At 52.8% G+C, this 18,271-nt stretch carries 16 protein-coding genes and 1 pseudogene; 6 read left to right on the plus strand and 11 right to left on the minus strand.

Annotated elements, in window-relative coordinates:
* Positions 1-218: 218 nt before the first annotated feature.
* The 4 genes and pseudogenes from AArcSt2_RS12815 to AArcSt2_RS12830 all read right to left on the minus strand — a co-directional run bounded on the left by AArcSt2_RS12815 (position 219) and on the right by AArcSt2_RS12830 (position 4,545).
* On the minus strand, positions 219-1,538 hold the full coding sequence (locus AArcSt2_RS12815) for a choice-of-anchor W domain-containing protein (RefSeq protein ID WP_250585205.1): 1,320 nt from the start codon (positions 1,536-1,538) through the stop codon (positions 219-221).
* Between the two features lie 136 nt (positions 1,539-1,674).
* Positions 1,675-3,420 carry a vWA domain-containing protein gene (locus AArcSt2_RS12820; RefSeq protein ID WP_343233294.1) on the minus strand — a complete coding sequence of 582 codons (1,746 nt, stop codon included), beginning with the start codon at positions 3,418-3,420 and terminating at the stop codon, positions 1,675-1,677.
* A 2-nt stretch (positions 3,421-3,422) separates the two neighbouring features.
* A pseudogene (locus AArcSt2_RS12825) lies at positions 3,423-3,585 on the minus strand (SipW-dependent-type signal peptide-containing protein); the annotation flags it as partial.
* Positions 3,586-3,627: 42 nt separating this feature from the next.
* Positions 3,628-4,545 carry an MATH domain-containing protein gene (locus AArcSt2_RS12830; protein ID WP_250585207.1) on the minus strand — a complete coding sequence of 306 codons (918 nt, stop codon included), beginning with the start codon at positions 4,543-4,545 and terminating at the stop codon, positions 3,628-3,630.
* Positions 4,546-5,024: 479 nt separating this feature from the next.
* Here AArcSt2_RS12830 and AArcSt2_RS12835 point away from each other — a divergent pair, with 479 nt between their 5' ends.
* Positions 5,025-5,543, plus strand: coding sequence for a DUF7344 domain-containing protein (locus tag AArcSt2_RS12835; RefSeq protein WP_250585209.1), 519 nt, complete (start codon positions 5,025-5,027; stop codon positions 5,541-5,543).
* Positions 5,544-5,706: 163 nt separating this feature from the next.
* Here the strand turns inward: AArcSt2_RS12835 and AArcSt2_RS12840 are convergent, their stop codons facing one another.
* Positions 5,707-6,279 (minus strand): helix-turn-helix domain-containing protein, encoded by a 573-nt coding sequence (locus tag AArcSt2_RS12840; RefSeq protein WP_250585211.1) that lies wholly within the window; start codon positions 6,277-6,279, stop codon positions 5,707-5,709.
* 197 nt (positions 6,280-6,476) lie between these two features.
* Between AArcSt2_RS12840 and AArcSt2_RS12845 the strand changes: the two genes are divergently transcribed.
* Entirely contained in the window at positions 6,477-7,310 is an 834-nt protein-coding gene (locus tag AArcSt2_RS12845) for a DUF8054 domain-containing protein (RefSeq protein WP_250585213.1), read from the plus strand.
* Here AArcSt2_RS12845 and AArcSt2_RS12850 read toward each other — a convergent pair.
* On the minus strand, positions 7,307-8,002 hold the full coding sequence (locus AArcSt2_RS12850; RefSeq protein WP_250585215.1) for a 6-hydroxymethylpterin diphosphokinase MptE-like protein: 696 nt from the start codon (positions 8,000-8,002) through the stop codon (positions 7,307-7,309). The two genes, AArcSt2_RS12845 and AArcSt2_RS12850, sit on opposite strands and share 4 nt — an antisense overlap.
* Positions 7,992-9,143 (minus strand): dihydropteroate synthase, encoded by a 1,152-nt coding sequence (locus AArcSt2_RS12855; RefSeq protein WP_174654138.1) that lies wholly within the window; start codon positions 9,141-9,143, stop codon positions 7,992-7,994. The genes AArcSt2_RS12850 and AArcSt2_RS12855 overlap by 11 nt, the downstream gene beginning before the upstream one ends.
* Before the next feature lie 94 nt (positions 9,144-9,237).
* Between AArcSt2_RS12855 and AArcSt2_RS12860 the strand changes: the two genes are divergently transcribed.
* The 4 genes from AArcSt2_RS12860 to AArcSt2_RS12875 are packed head-to-tail and all read left to right on the plus strand — an operon-like array spanning position 9,238 to position 13,365.
* Positions 9,238-9,825 carry a DUF8114 family protein gene (locus tag AArcSt2_RS12860; RefSeq protein ID WP_250585216.1) on the plus strand — a complete coding sequence of 196 codons (588 nt, stop codon included), beginning with the start codon at positions 9,238-9,240 and terminating at the stop codon, positions 9,823-9,825.
* The gene (locus AArcSt2_RS12865; RefSeq protein ID WP_174654136.1) at positions 9,822-10,631 is read left to right on the plus strand and encodes an RNA methyltransferase; all 810 of its coding nucleotides are present in this window, start codon (positions 9,822-9,824) and stop codon (positions 10,629-10,631) included. The genes AArcSt2_RS12860 and AArcSt2_RS12865 overlap by 4 nt, the downstream gene beginning before the upstream one ends.
* Before the next feature lie 3 nt (positions 10,632-10,634).
* Positions 10,635-12,836 carry a tRNA(Met) cytidine acetyltransferase TmcA gene (tmcA, locus tag AArcSt2_RS12870; protein WP_250585218.1) on the plus strand — a complete coding sequence of 734 codons (2,202 nt, stop codon included), beginning with the start codon at positions 10,635-10,637 and terminating at the stop codon, positions 12,834-12,836.
* A 46-nt stretch (positions 12,837-12,882) separates the two neighbouring features.
* Positions 12,883-13,365 carry a DUF456 domain-containing protein gene (locus tag AArcSt2_RS12875; RefSeq protein WP_174654134.1) on the plus strand — a complete coding sequence of 161 codons (483 nt, stop codon included), beginning with the start codon at positions 12,883-12,885 and terminating at the stop codon, positions 13,363-13,365.
* A 3-nt stretch (positions 13,366-13,368) separates the two neighbouring features.
* Here the strand turns inward: AArcSt2_RS12875 and AArcSt2_RS12880 are convergent, their stop codons facing one another.
* From AArcSt2_RS12880 to AArcSt2_RS12895, 4 genes are all read right to left on the minus strand, one after another.
* Positions 13,369-15,084 carry a glutamate--tRNA ligase gene (locus AArcSt2_RS12880; protein ID WP_174654133.1) on the minus strand — a complete coding sequence of 572 codons (1,716 nt, stop codon included), beginning with the start codon at positions 15,082-15,084 and terminating at the stop codon, positions 13,369-13,371.
* Positions 15,085-15,393: 309 nt separating this feature from the next.
* The gene (locus AArcSt2_RS12885; RefSeq protein WP_174654132.1) at positions 15,394-15,606 is read right to left on the minus strand and encodes a DUF8149 family protein; all 213 of its coding nucleotides are present in this window, start codon (positions 15,604-15,606) and stop codon (positions 15,394-15,396) included.
* Positions 15,607-15,684: 78 nt separating this feature from the next.
* Positions 15,685-17,952, minus strand: coding sequence for a CDC48 family AAA ATPase (locus tag AArcSt2_RS12890; RefSeq protein WP_250585220.1), 2,268 nt, complete (start codon positions 17,950-17,952; stop codon positions 15,685-15,687).
* Positions 17,949-18,197: an Hsp20/alpha crystallin family protein gene (locus AArcSt2_RS12895; RefSeq protein ID WP_174654130.1), complete on the minus strand. Its 249-nt coding sequence runs from the start codon at positions 18,195-18,197 to the stop codon at positions 17,949-17,951. The genes AArcSt2_RS12890 and AArcSt2_RS12895 overlap by 4 nt, the downstream gene beginning before the upstream one ends.
* Positions 18,198-18,271: the final 74 nt, after the last annotated feature.

The raw sequence follows: 18,271 nt of genomic DNA on the forward strand, positions 1-18,271 counted from the left end.
CCGGAAGGGCGTACCTGTAGAGAGCGTACTAACTGCGCCCCTCCTTTGGTTTTTGCTGTGATTGGCTGCAGTTCGTGATTGAGTTGCTGTGTCGACGATCGTTGCTGATTGTGGATCATATCTTCCTCCAGATACTCACTGCTGGAATTGAACCATGCGATCGGCCACCTCTCTTTGGAGCCCAAATGAGTGTAAAAATACAGTACCGAATGTAGTAGTTAGACGTCGACTCTAAATCCGAGACCCTCACGACCAGGTTGTGTATCCCACGTCATCGTCACCATTCCGGAGATGACATCTCCCTCTGCGAAGGTCACATCGTTAAGAACGATCTGCTGTTGACCGCCAACATTCCCATCAACAAACACCGAATTCGATCCTGATGGGACTGTACCATTCAGTTGGATATCGGAGACAAGAATACTGGCATCATTTGTTGAGGCTTTTGCCATGACAGTAACGCCATCAGCAACTGGCGTTGGCGCATTTTCAACCATCACCTCAGAACCACCGATGTTCCATTTTGCATCGCCATCGTCGATCGTTAGTTCAAACGGAACGGCTTCGCCGTTTGGCCAGCTGAAATTCTCGTTTCCAGTGTGTAGCGGGGTATCACTCGCGTCACGGATGTCCAACTCTCGGTTTGCTGCTCCGCCACCATCACCGTAGACCCCACGTGCATGCCAGATGCTTCCGTCCAGATCAGGGAATCCGGATGCTTCTGTCGTCTCGACGCATGGGTTTGTTAGACCGTCATTGTGCCGCTCTTGCTCGGCGTAGAACGAGAAGTCAAATGTCACAGAGTCCGTCTGGATCTCATTACCAACCGATGTCGGGACTTCCCACTCGAAACAGACACAGGTCTCTGCAGTGTTCGGCTCGCCATCGACGAACGGTTCATCAACACCCTCAAACGCGGCTCTATTCGCGATGATGCCATCATCGTTCCCATCACCGTAGAGTGGAACACCTTTGCTGAGAGCATCCATCACGGATCTAAGCGATCCAGCGATGATCTGCTCACCAACTGTGCCATCCGTATCACAGTATGACATCGTGATCTCCATTGCATCTGCAAGTTGGCCATCATCTGGAACCTCACCGAACTGCTCCATGAGCGCGGTCTCTTCTGGTCCTGTCGTCCCGTTCTGTTCGTTTAATGTTAGCTCACCACACATCCACATGTATGCTGGGTTGAATACGATCGAAAAGCAGAATTTTCCTTCACCGGAGTCGCCAGGCTTGAGATCCTCGACTTCGATTCGGAGCGGTTCCCCCTCCGGTTCGCCACCGACCACATTTCCATTGATGAACGTTCCTGATGGCGTCGAGTAGCTTCCAAAGATCCCTTGATCTTCTTCGTAATCAACGTGGACGAACAGGTCGAGTTCACCAGCGGTGAGTGTGTTTCCGTCGAAGCTCTCTTCATCGCTGAAGAATGCGGTTGTTCCGAGTCCTGCACCCGCTGTTGCTAGTCCGATCACACCGATACCGCCGATCACATTTCGCCGCGAAAGTTTGATATTGTTGTCTGTCATGATTTTGATCCCGAGATGGGAAAACTCACCCGTGGAGTCGAACCACTGCTCTCGATCGGAGAGTTGAGCCCCACACAGCGTGTGTGCTCAGAATGAGTGTGAATAACGTGACTAGGGAACGATTGTGGCGAGAAATCTAGTTTCCAGCCTCCGCGAATGGGTTGTTCGAGCCGTCGTTATGACGGCATTGTTCTGCGTAGAACGAGATATCAAACTCGACGGAGTCTGACTGGACTTCATTCTTCACATCAGTTGGGAGCCACCATTCGAAGCCGAGACAGCGGGTCAAGAATGGCGGGTAACAGTCACGCTCGTCAGTGAATTCGTTTGCGTCAAGTGGAACGCCTTCTGCAAGCACTTCGAGCACTTCCCTGAGTGTTCCTTCTGCAATTACCTGTTCACCGAGGACGACCTGTGCAATCTGCGAGAAAATGATTGACAGATCAACACTCGCTGGTGCTTCGTAATACAGTTTGACACCAGTTTCATCGTCTGATTCGAACTCACCAACCCCTTCTGATGCAATACTAAGCAGTGTCGTGCGTGCAAGTCCTGTTTGTGAGACTTGTTCTAATCCGAAACCGATCGACACGATCGTGATGTCTGTGTCATCTTTAATTTCATCTGCAACAGCCACTGTATCAGCTGCCGCAGTAGTATTGTTGACATCAGACATGGCGATGAGTTTGTCATTGCGTGACCAGTCTTGCCATGTACTGTAGCTTGGGAATCCAGATTCACCGCTTGAATCTGCATCTGCCTCATCGTTATCGTCGACATTTTCAGACTCATACGACCACGTTGGAGCACCATCCCCAAGCACAATCATAATCTGGCGGCGGCCATTTACTTGCCCATCTTCGAGCATTTGCCGACCACCGTAGAGCCCTGCACCAATATTCGTACCAGAGATACCGAATGGCGTGTCGTCAGGGTCAAATGGTGCTGAGCTTCCATCGTCTTGTCCAAACGTGTACGACTCGATCGCGTCGATGTCATTATTAAGCGTCGTTAGGTCGCTTGCATCGGTGAGCGGGAATTCCAACTCATCGATGCCACCGAATTTGACCAGTCCAAGTCGATCGTCCTCGCCAGTACCATCAATATCGGTTCTGAGGTTTGCAGCAAGCTGCTTGATCGCCTCTCTGGCTTCGAAGATACGGGAACCCTCATCTTGGCTATCGAGACTCCGATCCCCTGGATTCTCTAAATCATACGTCATCGAGCCCGACACATCAAGCACAAGCGCTATATCGATCGGTTTGCCATCTTCTCGCTCATCAAAGATGTTGTTACAGTTTTCGTCGTACCAGACGCGAGCCTTGATTGCATCCGCAAGCTGTCCACCCCAGTCTCCATCAACGTTGTAGTAGAGTGCTTCACCATTTGCATTTTCCGCAAAGAACGTTGGATCGTCATCCGGAAGCGCTGAATCGTCTGCAGTGTTGGTCGCACCTAATTGATCAAGCCGTACTTGTTCTGGGTCGTTGACACCGTTGCTTGCGTTTCGACGAAGTCCACCGCCAAGCCAAACGTAGGCAGGGTTATCGAAGAGGTGCATACTGATTGTTGCTTCTCCGTAATCCCCCGGCTTGACATCGTGAAGTTGGAAGAGTGGGAAGCCAGCATCAGTGAGCTCATCGCGCTCGAAACCAGCGAACTCACCGTCATCATCAACACCAACATTTGCGGATTCGACCCATGGTGTTGGATCAATCACATTGCCTCGCCGTGGAACCTGATCTAATACGTACGTGCCTGGATAGTCCGGTAGCTCTTTGACTTCAACATCAGGGTTGTACGGGCCATCAGGATCGTTGTAGATCCGCTGGAGCTCTTCAAGCCGGCCCGGGCCACCTTCGTAGGTAATTCGGTAGTCCATCTTGAGATCGACCTCACCAGCGGTGATCGTGTTTCCGTCAAAGCTCTCACTGTCGCTGAAGAACGCAGTCGTTCCGAGCCCTGCACCTGCTGAAGCGATACCGACGGCACCAAGACCACCGAGAACCTTCCGCCGCGAAATTTTGAAATTATTATTTTTTGTCATGTGTATGAATGTAAATTGGTAGTGATCTATACTGACAGAAGCCTATTCGCCGTCACCCTCGGTGAGATCATCATCGCCATTGCCATCCTCATCCCCTTCGACTGGATCTGCTTGTGGCGCGTTCGTGCTCACGTTGTACTTTTCGAACGGGTTGTCATTGTGACGGCATTGTTCTGCGGCGAAGTCCACTGAACCAACAAACTGCGCGCCCTGAACTGCATTTCCTGGTGAGTCATCCTCACCGATTTCGAATATTTCTTCGGCAACTTCAACCTCTCCGCCGACATCTGCGCTGGTTGGGAGATAGAGGTCCACACAAAGTTCGACCGGTTCGCCCACTGGTGCCGCTTCAACGTCAGTCTCACATGGGAGGTGACAGTAGGTTGGGTTCTCACCACCGACCGCATGGACGAGGCCGCCTTCTTCGAATGCTTCTACAAGTTCTCCAAGTGTCCCAGTAAAGACGACCTCATCATCACCATTCTGATCAACAAGGGTCGCAACCGCGAGCATGTACTCTCCAAGTGTTCCGTCTGCGTCTACGTGCTGAACACCATTGTCGTTGCCAGAGCTCTCCTCAGCACCAAGGGTGATTTCAACAAATCCTGGGTTGTGCTTAACACAGATATCCCAGCAGTACTGGTAGCTGTCCCCAGGCTTTGCGTCCATGATGTTGAGGAACCCATCATTCAATTCAGCAGGTTCATTCTCGCTTCCGATCGCGTTGAAAGAGATCTCATCGGGGCCATCTCCACCTTGATCGACCAGTGTGGTCATCTGCGTTACTTCAAGCTCGAACTGGCCTGCAGTGATTGTGTTGTCTGTGAAGCTCTCTTCATCACTGAAGAACGCAGTGGTACCGAGTCCTGCACCTGCGGAGGCAACACCGACGGCTCCGAGACCGATGAGTACATTTCTGCGGGATAGTCCAATTGTTGGGTTGGTATTGTCGTTTGACATTGTTTATTGTTCGAAGCCGGTTATTCCGTGTCTTCGAGTACTTTCTCATCAGACTGGTTACAGTATAGTTACGACTACCCATGACATCGCTAAACTCCTCAATCAAGCGTTCTAACGTGCCATACAACGATTATCATGGAGGTTCATACCAGTCGGATGGGTGCGTACAGTTCAATAATCAGACATGGCATGTAGGAACTACCACCAGAGGATGGCTGTGCAAACTGAATCGTTCGAGTGGGATACAACAACATACCATCTACAAGCCATTGAAAAAACAGACCGTGGGCCGATTGGCTGAAAAGTCAACGCAGTACACTGATTTGTCGACAGATGTGTTCGCGTACCAACTCGACTGCTATCGGCTGGAGAAACCGTCAGTATCGACAAGGGATCCATACATATACCCTACGGAGACCTGCTCTCAACTGTCTCATGTACGCAATAGACACTTGGAGGCACCCAAGGGAGGAAGATGAATGAACATCTCAGAGCTACAGATTCACACGATCTTAGCAAACGAACGGCGACAAGTTGCACTTGATCAGCTTCGGATGGGACGTGGCCCGATCGCAGTTCGTGAACTATCACACTACATCGCAGAGGTTGAGTCTGGGCTGTCACCCCCACCGAAGCCGCTTCGAGAAAGCGTGTACAGTTCGCTCGTCCAGACGCATCTTCCGACGCTGCATGAGGCCGGTGTAGTTGTGTACGACTGCGATCTCAAGGAGGTAACGCTATCTTCACATGCACGGAGTATTCAGGTCTATCAGGACATCTTTGCGATCGGAGAGTTCACATGGGCAGACCTGTACCGGGGTGTTGGGCTGGTGGGATTCCTCGCAATCCTTGGATCGTTACTTGATGCACCGGGCGTCTCTGTGATCGATCCGCTACTGTGGACAAGTTTCAGTCTCTTCTTGCTTGCAACCGTCAGCGTTTATCAGCTCTGGACGTACCGATTTTCGATTTACAATCTCCTCTCCGAGCACCGCTAGCCGGTCTATTATTCGTCGATAGCAGTTATCCGGAGCCACCGCTGGACGTTACTAAACAGTTCCTCATATCGGTCGATATCTTGTATCTGAAAATACGTCTCCGTTTTTGGCTGTTGGAATCAGCACGTATCAGCTCTTATTTCCAATCATCGCAGTTCAATTATCAGGTCTCAATCGCGTTCTTGTACGTCGATCGAAGATGGTACAGCGAAGAGAGACAGCCAATGATCGCAAACAGGGCAGCATACACGTAGCCAGAGACGAGCGCAAACGGCCATGCTCCGATGCTTGCTGCGACAACCGCCGCAAGAAACACTAACGAGAGCCCAAAATAATACTCGCCCCAGAGCAGTTCACCTTCTTGTGTCACTTCAAGGAACATATTGAGTTCACTTGCACCCGGTGAAAGCGCAACCGTACCTCGATTACGGTTGTATTCAATGAATCCATCGCGTGCAAGCTTTGGGAGGTGTGATTGGTGAAGCGAGGTGTAAACGCGTTTGCGCTGATCATAGCTGACCTCAATCTCCGGTATTTCATTCTCCCACGCGGCAAGTTGGTGTGCAATATCTCGAACAGTTGCGGTTCCGTCATACTGTTTTAGATAACGGATAACCTCACGGCGACGACGATTGCTCAGCGCTTTCAAAATCGTATCCATTGAGTCCGGTTCGTGGATTTTAGTCGGACCACCTACTGTCTCGTGTGTCTGGGTTGTTGTTGATTTTGAAAGCATATTCCCAAGATGGCTATGTACCAGCGAGTGTATAAGATTAGGCAGCCATCTGTTGTGGATGGTCCTCATTGACGTTTTTATCGACGGTTGGAGAATATATGCTCATACTGCTCACCGATGCCAAAAGAAACGGATTGCACTGCCTACGTACCCGTACGATGGTCATAACTACCCTGTATTGGGGACGACTGTGTACAATGTTTCAGAGAGCACACGAGCTTGTCACAGTCACAAAAGATCCACAATATACCGGCGCAAACCGATGTTTTCCATGCACTGTCGTCAATCTAATTATTGCCGCGACGATCGCAACATTGCTTGGTGTTTTTGTTCCCAGCCTCGGACTCGTCTTTTTTGCATTTGCAGTTGCGACGATCTGGCTTCGCGGCTATCTTATCCCAGGCACCCCAGAGCTGACAAAGCAGTATTTTCCAGAGTGGCTTCTTCGCTGGTTTGGAAAAGCACCACCGAAGCCAACCGCTGCAGATGTCGACCCGGGCGAGTATCTCCAGCAACATGCGTTCATTGTTGAGGATGAAGCGATCGATGATTTGGTTATCAATCCAATCATCAAAGAGGACTGGTGGGTTCGAGTTGCAGATCTGAGTGCGGAGCAGTCGGACAAAGCGGCACTCTCACAGTTTTCGGATCTTCCCGCATCTGAGCTCACGCTGGGGTGGGAAGATGATGCATACGTTGCCCGGATTGATGAGGAGCGGATCGGATCATGGGAATCACGATCGGCATTTGTTGCAGATATGGCCGCACATCGCGTGTTTGCAAGCCAAACTACAGACTGGGATCGCCTCTTTGTTGCACAGCGAGCAGAGATCGTCGGTGCATTTAGACTCTTTATTGAGCAGTGTCCAACGTGTGAAGGAACGGTCACGATGGATCAGGATGTTGTCGAATCCTGCTGTTTCAGATACGATGTGATTGCGGGAACCTGCCAAGGCTGTGGCGACCGGCTGTTTGAACTTCGTGTCGATCTCGAACAAGAGCAAGAGCAAGAACAACCGATAGACGTCTAGTCAAACGTTTCCTCCGATAAATCCAATAAGATGTCTCGGTTTGCGTCCAGTACCGAAAACCGCTCACCACGTCGGTTCTCCAACCAGTAGAGGAGTTTCTCAGCCCACGCGAGCTTTTGTGCTTTCATGTTGTCAACGGTTGGGTCATCAAACTCCCATCCAACAAATATCAACTCCGATGCACCAAATGCATCGGCGAGAAATGCTGCCCGATCGCCATCGGTGAAGCCACCAAAATTGTCTACTGTCTCGATCGGGGCTGCTTGGGTTGTTGTGAGTACGTTCGATCGGTCCGCTGTCGGAAACCACGACTGAATCGCAGGGATGTTATCTCCATGCGCATGTGCAGCAACGATCGTTCCCTCGTGTGTCAACTCGGCTGCAGTATCGTTGTTTTTATCCAGGTCTGTGACCATGATATCGACCGCATAGCCTGCCTCACGAACGACATCTGCCGCTGTTGAGGCTGCAATAGTCACGTCCGCACCAGAGACGCGCTCTACAGTGTCAGTCAGTGAAGGTGCCGCGCCAACGATCGCAACGGTCTGCCCATTGATACCCGAGAGCCGATCGAGATCAAATGCCTGAGCGTACTCGGCTGCAACATCGCGCGCCCGCTCATCAGCTGCGCGATCGAAGCCGAAATCACGCAGGATTTCTTCATACACCGGTTCCCATGTTTCAAATTTCATACGACTCAGTGAGCTGTGCGGCGACGTACTGAAGCGCACTGCTTTCGGCGGTGATCGCGTCTGCAAACCGATCGACTGCACCGTCGGTTCCAATCACAAGGATTGAGTCGCTACGATCGCCCGTTACAACAGCGACACCACTCGCATCCGCAGCGGTTGTTAGCGCAGGGCGATTGTCACTCGATACTCCTTCCAACTCAAACACACGCGTGACGCTCTGTGCTGCGGCTGTTTCGTCGCCACCAATCCGATCGAGATGACGGCCAGCCTCCCGTGGCGTTGTAATATCCAGCTCTTCAACTGACAGGTCGGACCGCGAAGAGCTGACTCGATCACGAGCAAACTCAGCACCGATGAGTGCTGCATCCTTCGTCTCTCGAACGTCGTGGGTTCGGATCACGTGTGCACCACGTTCGACAGCCATCGAGGTTGCAGCAAGCGAGACCGCAAGGGCATCCTCTGTCCCTCTGCCTGCGACCGATCGCAAGAAGTTCTTCCGGTTAATTGAGACCAAGATTGGAAGCCCATAGCCACGGAACTCACGAAGCCTGTGGAAGGTTTCCTGATCGTCTTCGATCGTCTTCTCCTCGCTCCACCCACCGAAGGCGGGGTCAACGATCGTCTTGTCAGTGAGACCATTCAACTCAAGCGCATCATAAATATCATCGACCGCTTCAATTGCACCAGGGCGCTTAAGATCCGGTGGTGAGGCCATCTTTGCAACGGCAACATCGTACTCACGACAGATCTCCGGCATCTTCGGATCGGCAAAGCCACAGATGTCGTTTACCATATCAAACCCACGAGAGAGTGCTGCATCTGCAACCTCATGATAGCGTGTTTCGATCGAGAACACAGCATCTCCGGAGACGCTTTCGATCGTTTCAATTGCAGTATCGAGCCGCTCAAGCTCTTCGTCAGCCGTGAGTACCTCGAATTTTTTATTCGCGGATTCAAGCCCGACATCAACAATGTCTGCACCCTCATCAATCAGCTCTCGATCGACATATTCTGCCGCCTCACCCGGGTTATCAAACACACTTGGTTTGTATGGCGATTCGTCAGAAACGTTGAGTACACCCATAATTCGCGGGGGGTATTCATCACCAATGCCCAACCCTGCAGCGTCCACGTTTCGCATATCTAAATAGACGGTCGGCAGACACATAGACCGTCCGGTATCGGCGACACAGCAAGTCACGCGCTTTTTATTAGTACAGCCATTACCTGCCCGTATGAGCAAAGTAAGCGTCGGGCTTCGTGGATGGCGCTTCGAGGAGTCAGAAATCTTCGCTGAGGATGGGACCTTCAAGCCGCTGGAGGAGATTCCACTCGATCCACGACAACGACTCGTTCGGCTAACCACACTAATGGACAAGCCGTGTGATGCCTGCTATCTTGAGCACGGTAATGAGAACATTCGCCGCTGTCGTGAGGCAGCGATCGTGTATGGTGAGCCAATGGGTGAGGTGATTCTCTGTGCACAACATGAGCCGGACTTCATGTATTGGTATCAACACGAAGACGGGAGCCAGTTCCGTGGCGAAGAGGAGTTTGCTGATGCGTTCCACGAGTGGTACGCAGCAGGGAACCGATCGCCGGCGGAGTATGGCACCGTTGAGCATGTCGATACAGACCCGGACGATCTCCCAACACCTCCCGGTCCAGAGGAGATCTACGCCGAGCTACAGGAAGACTACGAGCCACGGCGAATCGATCTCCGTCAGTACGATGATGAGCCAAAAGGTGACGAGTGCGAGCCGTTAACAGACGAAGATCTTGATGGACTTGATCTCGGGACACAGTACCCAAGCAAGAAATGAGCGGCGAAAACACAGAATCTGAGGTGTTCAAAAAGCCGGTGGTCGTTGTTGTCGACCCAAAAACGCCTGGCAATATCGGAACGATCGCACGGGCGATGAAAAATTTTGGACTTGAGGAACTGCTCTTGGTGGACCCGCCTGAATTGCACCGCGATAGCGAAGCGTATGGGTTCGCTGGACATGCTCGTGAGGATATCCTTCCAAACGCGCGTGAGGTCACATTCGATGAAGTTGTCAACAACTACCATACAATCGGCTGTACGGCCATCACCGGTGAGGATAGTCGTCGACATATCCGCTATCCGTTCAAAACACCTGTCGAAATCAAACAGGATCTCCGAACGCTTTCGGCGCCGACGGCGATCGTGTTTGGTCGCGAAGGGACTGGACTCTCAAACGAGGAACTTGCACAAATCGATCAGATCTGTTCGATCCCTGCGAGTGATGAATATCCGGTGCTTAATCTTGGGCAGGCAGCGACAGTACTTTTGTACGAGCTTCGTGAGCTAACGATCGCTGAGACACAGCTTCCAGACGTAACCCAGACACGTGCAGCCGAGCCGGATATTGAGCGGCTCTATGGATATCTTTCGGAATTCCTTGCTGCACAGGGGTACAACGATCGAAAAACGGAGAAAACGACACGGCTCATTCGACGGTTGATCGGCCGCACACACCCGACCGATCGAGAGGTGCACACGCTGATGGGAGTGTTTCGTCGTGCAAACGCACAGCTAAATCATCGACAGGAACTGCTCGAGCGATACGATGAACCGGATACGTTGAGCAGCCACACAAACCCATAACGAATGGACATTCGCTCGCTTGTTCAATCGCTCAAAGCCGAGGCCACGGAGACGAACGAGCGGCGAATGATCGTGTTCTCCGGCACACAATCTGCAGGTATTGATGCGGCATACACTGCAATCGACGCCTACGGAACAGATGACGTACACCTCGTAACCGAACAGGAAGGATTTCGGTACGATCGACACCATCCCGATCAGGCAGCCACCCTGCTTGGACAAACCAAAGAGATTGTCGTTGTTGACTGTCACGGGAAGTGGACACCGGATACGATTGGGCAAACTGTCGGTGCAGTCGATGGTGGCGGGCTCTATATTATGTTGACCCCTCCGCTTGATGATTGGAACCAACAGGAAACCTCGCTTGCGACGGCTGTGGTGTCACCGCCGTACACCAAGCACGATGTTGGCTGTCGATTCCTCGATCGGCTGATCCGATTGCTTGAGACACACCCCGGTATTTCGATCGTCTCAGTAGATGACAACACACGCATCGATCGGTATGAGCCGACGAGTACGAACACAGCACCTCACCTGCAGCCACGAGTGCCAACACAGCCGCAGTTTCCACTGCGTGTCTATGAGCAGTGTCTCACCCGTGACCAAGTGCGTGCAGTCCAGGCGCTTGAATCGCTTGCGACGCCAAACACAGCGATCGTCATCGAAGCCGATCGAGGCCGAGGGAAATCGACCGCATGTGGCTTCGCTGCGGCAGCACTCTGTGCTGACGGGATTGATGTTACAGTTACCGCACCAACGAGAGATCATGCAGCAACACTCCTTGCAGCCGCAGCCGAAACGATCGAGAACCTCGACTCACCCGCGGACGGATCAATCAGCTTCCAGCCGGTAGAGGATGCAACAAAAGCCGCAAACGAGACGTCGGTGCTCTTTGTTGAGGAGGCAGCAGCAATCCCAATTGAGACGCTAACCAAACTCACTGCCGCCACCTCGATCGCCTTTTCGACAACGGTTCGCGGTTATGAGGGGACCGGAAGAGGATTTACCATCCGCTTTCGTGAACAGCTAGACGCAAGTAGCCACCACATACAGTACTGCACGCTTTCGGAGCCAATACGATACGCTGGAGATGATCCGATCGAGCAGTGGAGCTTTCGGACGCTCCTGCTAGATGCATCCCCACCCGTTGAGCAGGCCGTTTCTGAAGCAACACCGGAGACGGTCCAGTACCAACAGCTCACACAGGACATGTTAGCAACCGATGAATCGCTCCTTCGATCGGTATTCGGACTGCTTGTCTCTGCACATTATCGAACAACACCAACCGACCTTCTTAGGCTTCTTGATGCACCGAACGCCTCAGTGCACGCGCTATTGCACGCTGGACATCCCGTCTCTGTTGCATTGGTCGTCGAGGAAGGTGGGTTAGATAGCCAGACACGAGAACGGTTGTTTCGAGGCGGTCGCGTCGCCGGAAACCTTGTTCCGGATATTCTCACAAGTCACCTTCGAGATGCGGAGGCCGGAGCACCAATCGGAAAACGGATCCAACGAATTGCAACACATACGAGCACGCAGAACCAGGGCCTTGCAAGCGCACTCCTTGCGGAGATTCGATCGACATATCAGACACAATGTGATTATTTAAGCGTCTCATTTGGAGCGACACCGTCGCTTGTTCGATTTTGGAGCCGAAATGGCTTTCAGACGATTCACCTCGCAACGACACAGAATGCGACGAGCGGAAAGTACTCCGTCCTGCTTGTTGATCCATGTTCTGCAGCTGGTGAACAACTTGCAGATCGCCATCGGAACTGGCTCCTCGATCGGCTTCGAGGGACGCTTTCAGGGCCGCTTTCTTCGATGGATCCGGATGTCGTTGCAGAGACGCTGGGTGGAATCGATCGGTCGACCTCAGATTCAGTTCCAGTGTCACTGACCGATCGCCAGTGGGAGCTTGTCGGGGCAGTCTTGTATGGCCCCGGATTGCTCGCCGCGAGTCCAACTGCGTTTGAGATGCTGTTGTGTGCTGAGTTGATTGACCCTGCCAGCGAACTCACATCGACTGATCGACACATCCTCATCAGACGCGTCCTGCAAGGGTGGGCTTGGGAAGACATTGCTACGGAGGTTGGTCATTCAACAACGCGGCCAACAAAACGGGCAATTGCCCGTGGCTTTCGGCCGATCGGGATGCGATTTGGCGGCGATCGACTTGCGCGTGAACAGGCTCGCTACATGTAGGTCGCTGAGCAGGCGCACTTTTTATTCTGTACACCCAATCATAGCTATGGTTGAGATTGTCCTCCTCGTTGCGATCGGCTTTCTACTGTTGGGTGTTGTCGGAAGTGTTGTTCCACTGTTGCCATCCGGATTACTCTCCCTTGCAGGTGTCTACGCATATGTGTTCTTTGGCGAGGGGTCGATCCACATCCTCATACTCCTGGGACTGACGCTTGCGGGAGTCTTGGCAGCAGTGCTCGAACATTTTGGTGGGCCGTTGGCAGCAAAAGCAAGCGGGGCGTCAAATCAGGTCGTCGCAGCGGCCGCGATCGCAGCCGTCCTCCTATTTTTTGTTGCTGGCCCAGTCGGGATCGTTGCTGGTGTATTAGGGGTCGTCTTCTCCCTCGAGATGCACAAGGGTGCGTCGATCGAAGTGGCACTCAAGCGGGCTCTATACACCGGTGGTGGAATCTTGGCCTCAACCGTTATGCAGCTGTTGTTGACAATCTGTATTCTTCTCGGATTTCTTCTCGCTGTCGTTGTCTTCTAACCACTACGGGTGGGTGTAGTACGTGACAGACTCCTCATCGGTGTGCGTATCAACACGAGCAAATCCGATCCGCTCAAACTGAACAATATCGTCTACGCTAGTCTCCGTAAACTCGGGCTCTGCGTGGCCAGTTACATCTCCGTCTGCGGTTCGCATTCGTACTGGGACCGAGCCATTGTCCGGTGTCCAGTGAATCACAGCAACACCATCCTCTCGAACGGCGCTAATATCCTCACCAACGTAGACAAAGCCATCATCAGTGTATCGGACACAACCGTAGCCTTTGAGCCAGACGCGATCGTCGAGTGCGGGGACATCATCTTGTTCGATCAACACAGCATCCGAGACAGGGATCGTTCGTGTCCCACGATCGTCATGGTCTGGATGTAGTGGCGGATGACCCGCTTGTGGACCCTCAATCACCGGCACCGAGACACCATCGCGGACGAAGAAGTAGCGATTTGCCGTGTCGTCAACGAGTTCGCGGTTATTCGCATAGATCGAGGACATTGCGAGATCGACATCAGAGGTGGACATCCCAAGCCCGATCATCGATTCGACGATTGCATCGCCACGAATGCCGCGTCTTCGAACCGATCGAAGCGTTGGTGCACGCGGATCATCCCATCCATCCAACTCACCGTCTTCGATCAGCTGTTTGATTGTGGATGTCGAGATCTTCACGTCATACGCATCGAGTTGGACGTGACCCCAGTGAAGCACTTCTGGATACTCCCAATCGAAATAGTCATACAGGAACCGTTGTCGCTTCGCGGAGTCTTGGAGATCGATCCCACGAATAATGTGGGTTACACCGGTAAGATGGTCATCAATACCGGATTGGAAGTCCAACATTGGCCAACAGCGATAGTCTGCTGCCTCTTCACGTGGGTGCGGCGTGTCAATCATCCGGAACCCAACCCAGTCACGAAGTGCTGGGTTCTTGTGGGTGATGTCGGTTTTGACGCGAAGCACCATCTCGCCGGAGTGATACTCACCGTTGACCATCGCCTCAAACTCCTCGAGAACGGTCTCAGAATCTTTGTCTCGGTTTGGCGATGGCTTGCCCGAGTTCTTGAGTTCGGAGAACTCCGCTCCGGGAAGGTCACAGGTGTATGCCCCGCCCATCTCAATCAGCTCACGGGCATACTCATAGTATGTTTCGAGCCGATCGGATGCACGAAGCACCTCATCCGGTTCAAAACCAAGGTACTCGATATCATCAACGATAAGGTCATATGCAGCCAGATCCGGGCGCTTTGTCTCCGGATCAGTGTCGTCAAACCGAACGATAAAGTGCCCATCGTAGCGCTCTTTGTACGTCCCGATCACGGACGGCATTCGTGCGTGCCCAAGATGCCATGGTCCATTCGGGTTCGGTGCGGCGCGCATCCGTATCTCCTCGTATGCATCCGCATTTGGAAGTGATGGAAGGGTATGTTCATCTTCTTCCTCCTCTGCATCGAGTTCGGCTGCCAGCTCAGGGTCTAGCTCTTCGAGCCGATCACGACGCGAATCCGCATCCATCGCTGCAACCTTCCCGACGATCTGTCCGGCAATCCCCGGGATTTCGCCACCGTGTGGCCGGAAATCCGGGTTATCACCCATAAGCGGGCCCATGATTGCCCCAACATCGGGATCGCTCTCATGTTTTAGTGCATTAAATAGCGCGTGTTTTTCGGCTTCCGCCTTTACACGTGCTTTGAAATCTGCGTCCATTAGCTATCGGTTTGATTGGCGGCGGCAAAAACAGCGTGGATTCGGCCTGTTCTATCGGAGCGAATACGAAAGTAAATTAAACAGGAAATATGTCAGTACCCGGTATAGTACTGTTGACGTGGGGCTCAAAACCCGTTGACGGGTTTGAGGCCGTGATCTGTTGGATACGAGGACACGATTGGCCAGCCGAGGGGAACGAGGATGATCATACTGAAAGATCCCGCTGTCAGCGATGTAATACGGAAAAGTAACCGCGTCAGGGATATTCTGGGATCGCTCTGCGTACAGCGCTCACGTCAGCAAAAATTGCTACTCTTCGAAGATTCCGAGATCGTCCGCAGCCATATCTGCAATGTGTTCGACAATCGCTGGCTCGACGACTGCGATCTGTTCACCATCATGGACGCGATCGTTGTGCGATGCAAGCTTGTCAGCCAGTTCTGAGAGTGGAATGCGAGCGTTGGTTCCACATTCCTCACAGACGATCGGCACCGATGGTTCATCATCGGACTCAGTTGTCATTGCACACAGTTGGAGGTGCGATTGATAAAATAGCCTCGTTTCAGCCATCAGCGGCTGAAACTTCGATAGCCAAACTGATTATTGGAATGCGCCACCGAACTCGCTTTCTTCGCGTTCAACGTCGCTCTTTTTGAACCGCTGTTCGATCTCATCGTAGCGTTTCCGCGTATCATCGGTTACGCTTGGGTTCACTTCATCGAGTGCATTTTCGAAGTGCTGCATCGTCACACGAACGTTGCCGACTGATTCACCGATCTCTTCGGGCTTGACACTGCGAATGAACTCACGCGAGGCAGCCATCGAAGCCTCACGGCAGAGCGCCTCAATATCCGCACCAACGTAGCCATCTGTTCGCCGAGCGAGCGAATCAAGATCCACATCTTCTGCAAGCGGTTTGTGCTCGGTGTGGACGGCGAATATTGCCCTGCGAGCCTCCTCGTCGGGCACTGGGACGTGGACGTGGCGATCGAGCCGCCCCGGCCGAAGCAGCGCTGAATCGATCAGATCCGGGCGGTTGGTTGTCGCGACAACAACCACATCTTCGAGCGTCTCAAGCCCGTCAAGCTCGGTCAACAGTTGGCTGACAACGCGCTCGCCCACGCCGGAGTCGGTTGACCCGCTTCCACGCTCGGTTGCGATTGCATCAATCTCGTCGAAGAAGACGATCGTTGGCGCGTTCTCACGTGCTTTCGAGAACACTTCACGGACGCCTTTCTCGGATTCACCGACGAACTTGTTGAGGAGCTCTGGGCCTTTGATCGAGATGAAGTTTGACTCGCTCTCGTTTGCCACCGCCTTCGCCAAGAGTGTCTTTCCGGTCCCTGGTGGGCCGTAGAGCAAGACCCCCTTTGCTGACTGCATGTCCATCGCTTCGAACACTTCAGGATATTCGAGTGGCCATTGAATCGTCTCACGGAGCCGTTCTTTGGTGTCTTCTAACCCGCCAACGTTCTCCCATGAGACGTCTGGTACCTCGACAAACACCTCACGGAGTGCCGATGGCTCGATGCCTTTAAGCGCCTCCTTGAGATCGTTTTCGGTCACCTGAATCGACTGGAGCACATCCGCATCGATCTCATCGCTTTCGAGATCAAGCTGTGGACGAATTCGCCGTAGCGCGTTCATCGCAGACTCTTTTGCCAACGATTCGAGATCCGCGCCAACGAATCCATGCGTATTCTCCGCGTAGAGATCGAGATCGATCCCCTCGGTTAGCGGCATGTTCCGGGTGTGGACCTGCAGAATCTCTTTTCTGCCGTCCCGGTCCGGCACACCAATTTCGATCTCACGATCGAAGCGGCCACCACGTCGAAGTGCAGGATCGATCGCATCAACACGGTTGGTTGCGCCGATCACAACGACTTGGCCACGGTCTTCGAGCCCATCCATCAGGCTGAGCAGTTGGGCGACAACACGCCGTTCAACGTCCCCACCTGCTTCTTCACGTTTTGGGGCGATCGAATCCAACTCATCCATGAAGATGATCGCTGGGGCCTCTTGAGACGCCTCTTCGAACACATCACGGAGCTGTTCTTCGGACTCGCCGTAGTATTTCGACATGATCTCCGGCCCTGAAACGGTGTGGAAGGACGCATCAATCTCGTTTGCGACCGCTTTGGCGATCAGCGTCTTTCCGGTACCTGGCGGCCCGTGGAGGAGTACACCCTTCGGTGGCTCAATTCCGAGCCGCTTGAACAGCTCAGGATGTCGCATTGGCAGTTCAATCATCTCACGAACCTGCTCAAGTTCGCTATCGAGACCACCAATGTCTTCGTAGGTGATGTCCGGTGTTGGTGCGGCTGGCTGCCCTGCGGCGGTGCTTCCGTGGATCTGCTCGGCTGGCTTTTCGGAAATTTTGACCTCAGTCTCGTCAGTGACGACAACGGTCCCAGTTGGACTGGTGGACGCGATTTTGAGTGGGACTGCTTGGCTCTGTCCGCCCATAAATCCAAATCCGAGCGGCAGTTGGACGTTCTGGCCTTTTGTTACTGGCTGGCCGCCTAGCTCGCGCCGAATGAGCGAGTCAATGTTCCCACGGATGCCGAGCCGTTGTGGAAGTGCAATCGTAATCGATTCTGCACGCTTGACCTCCGCTTTTTCGATCGTGACCTTATCATCGATACCGACATTTGCTTCCTGTCGAAGCCGTCCGTCAATCCGGATGATTCCGGTTCCATCATCTTCCGGATAGCCGGGCCATACACGCGCAATAGCAGTTCCTTCGTTCGCATCAATGCGGATGAAATCACCACCGCTGAGCTCAAGCTCTTCAGCTGCGAGGCGATCGACCGCCGCAAGACGGCGGTTTGCATCCTTCTGTTTGAGTGGTTTGACAGTGAGTTTCATTGTTGTCCCGTAATAGTGAGTACGCCGTTTTTCATATCAACTGTTGCCCCGGGACCTGGGAGCGTAAACTCAGTCTCGGAGACCTGATTGCCGTGGTCAATCACAACAATTGCTGTTGCTCCGACGATATCAACGTCGACCGATTCATCATCTACTGGTAGATCTGCCGCAATGACCCACCCGTCGTCGTACTCATAACGACGGAGGAAGCGTTCATCACGACCAGACAGTTGTGCTGAGTTCATCTAACTAACTCGTAGTTAGTCTTATTAGTATTAAAACTTATCGCTTAGAATTCGCAATACGGCGCCTAGATTGT

The organism is Natronocalculus amylovorans (genome assembly GCF_023638035.1).
Taxonomy (GTDB): domain Archaea; phylum Halobacteriota; class Halobacteria; order Halobacteriales; family Haloferacaceae; genus Natronocalculus; species Natronocalculus amylovorans.

Bases quoted from the DNA above. Each gene is read 5' to 3' on its own strand.
- AArcSt2_RS12815 (WP_250585205.1), bottom strand. From the start codon at position 1,538: ATGACAGACAACAATATCAAACTTTCGCGGCGAAATGTGATCGGCGGT.
- AArcSt2_RS12820 (WP_343233294.1), bottom strand. From the start codon at position 3,420: ATGGACTACCGAATTACCTACGAAGGTGGCCCGGGCCGGCTTGAAGAG.
- AArcSt2_RS12830 (WP_250585207.1), bottom strand. From the start codon at position 4,545: ATGTCAAACGACAATACCAACCCAACAATTGGACTATCCCGCAGAAAT.
- AArcSt2_RS12835 (WP_250585209.1), top strand. From the start codon at position 5,025: ATGAACATCTCAGAGCTACAGATTCACACGATCTTAGCAAACGAACGG.
- AArcSt2_RS12840 (WP_250585211.1), bottom strand. From the start codon at position 6,279: ATGCTTTCAAAATCAACAACAACCCAGACACACGAGACAGTAGGTGGT.
- AArcSt2_RS12845 (WP_250585213.1), top strand. From the start codon at position 6,477: ATGTTTCAGAGAGCACACGAGCTTGTCACAGTCACAAAAGATCCACAA.
- AArcSt2_RS12850 (WP_250585215.1), bottom strand. From the start codon at position 8,002: ATGAAATTTGAAACATGGGAACCGGTGTATGAAGAAATCCTGCGTGAT.
- AArcSt2_RS12855 (WP_174654138.1), bottom strand. From the start codon at position 9,143: ATGCGAAACGTGGACGCTGCAGGGTTGGGCATTGGTGATGAATACCCC.
- AArcSt2_RS12860 (WP_250585216.1), top strand. From the start codon at position 9,238: ATGAGCAAAGTAAGCGTCGGGCTTCGTGGATGGCGCTTCGAGGAGTCA.
- AArcSt2_RS12865 (WP_174654136.1), top strand. From the start codon at position 9,822: ATGAGCGGCGAAAACACAGAATCTGAGGTGTTCAAAAAGCCGGTGGTC.
- tmcA (WP_250585218.1), top strand. From the start codon at position 10,635: ATGGACATTCGCTCGCTTGTTCAATCGCTCAAAGCCGAGGCCACGGAG.
- AArcSt2_RS12875 (WP_174654134.1), top strand. From the start codon at position 12,883: ATGGTTGAGATTGTCCTCCTCGTTGCGATCGGCTTTCTACTGTTGGGT.
- AArcSt2_RS12880 (WP_174654133.1), bottom strand. From the start codon at position 15,084: ATGGACGCAGATTTCAAAGCACGTGTAAAGGCGGAAGCCGAAAAACAC.
- AArcSt2_RS12885 (WP_174654132.1), bottom strand. From the start codon at position 15,606: ATGACAACTGAGTCCGATGATGAACCATCGGTGCCGATCGTCTGTGAG.
- AArcSt2_RS12890 (WP_250585220.1), bottom strand. From the start codon at position 17,952: ATGAAACTCACTGTCAAACCACTCAAACAGAAGGATGCAAACCGCCGT.
- AArcSt2_RS12895 (WP_174654130.1), bottom strand. From the start codon at position 18,197: ATGAACTCAGCACAACTGTCTGGTCGTGATGAACGCTTCCTCCGTCGT.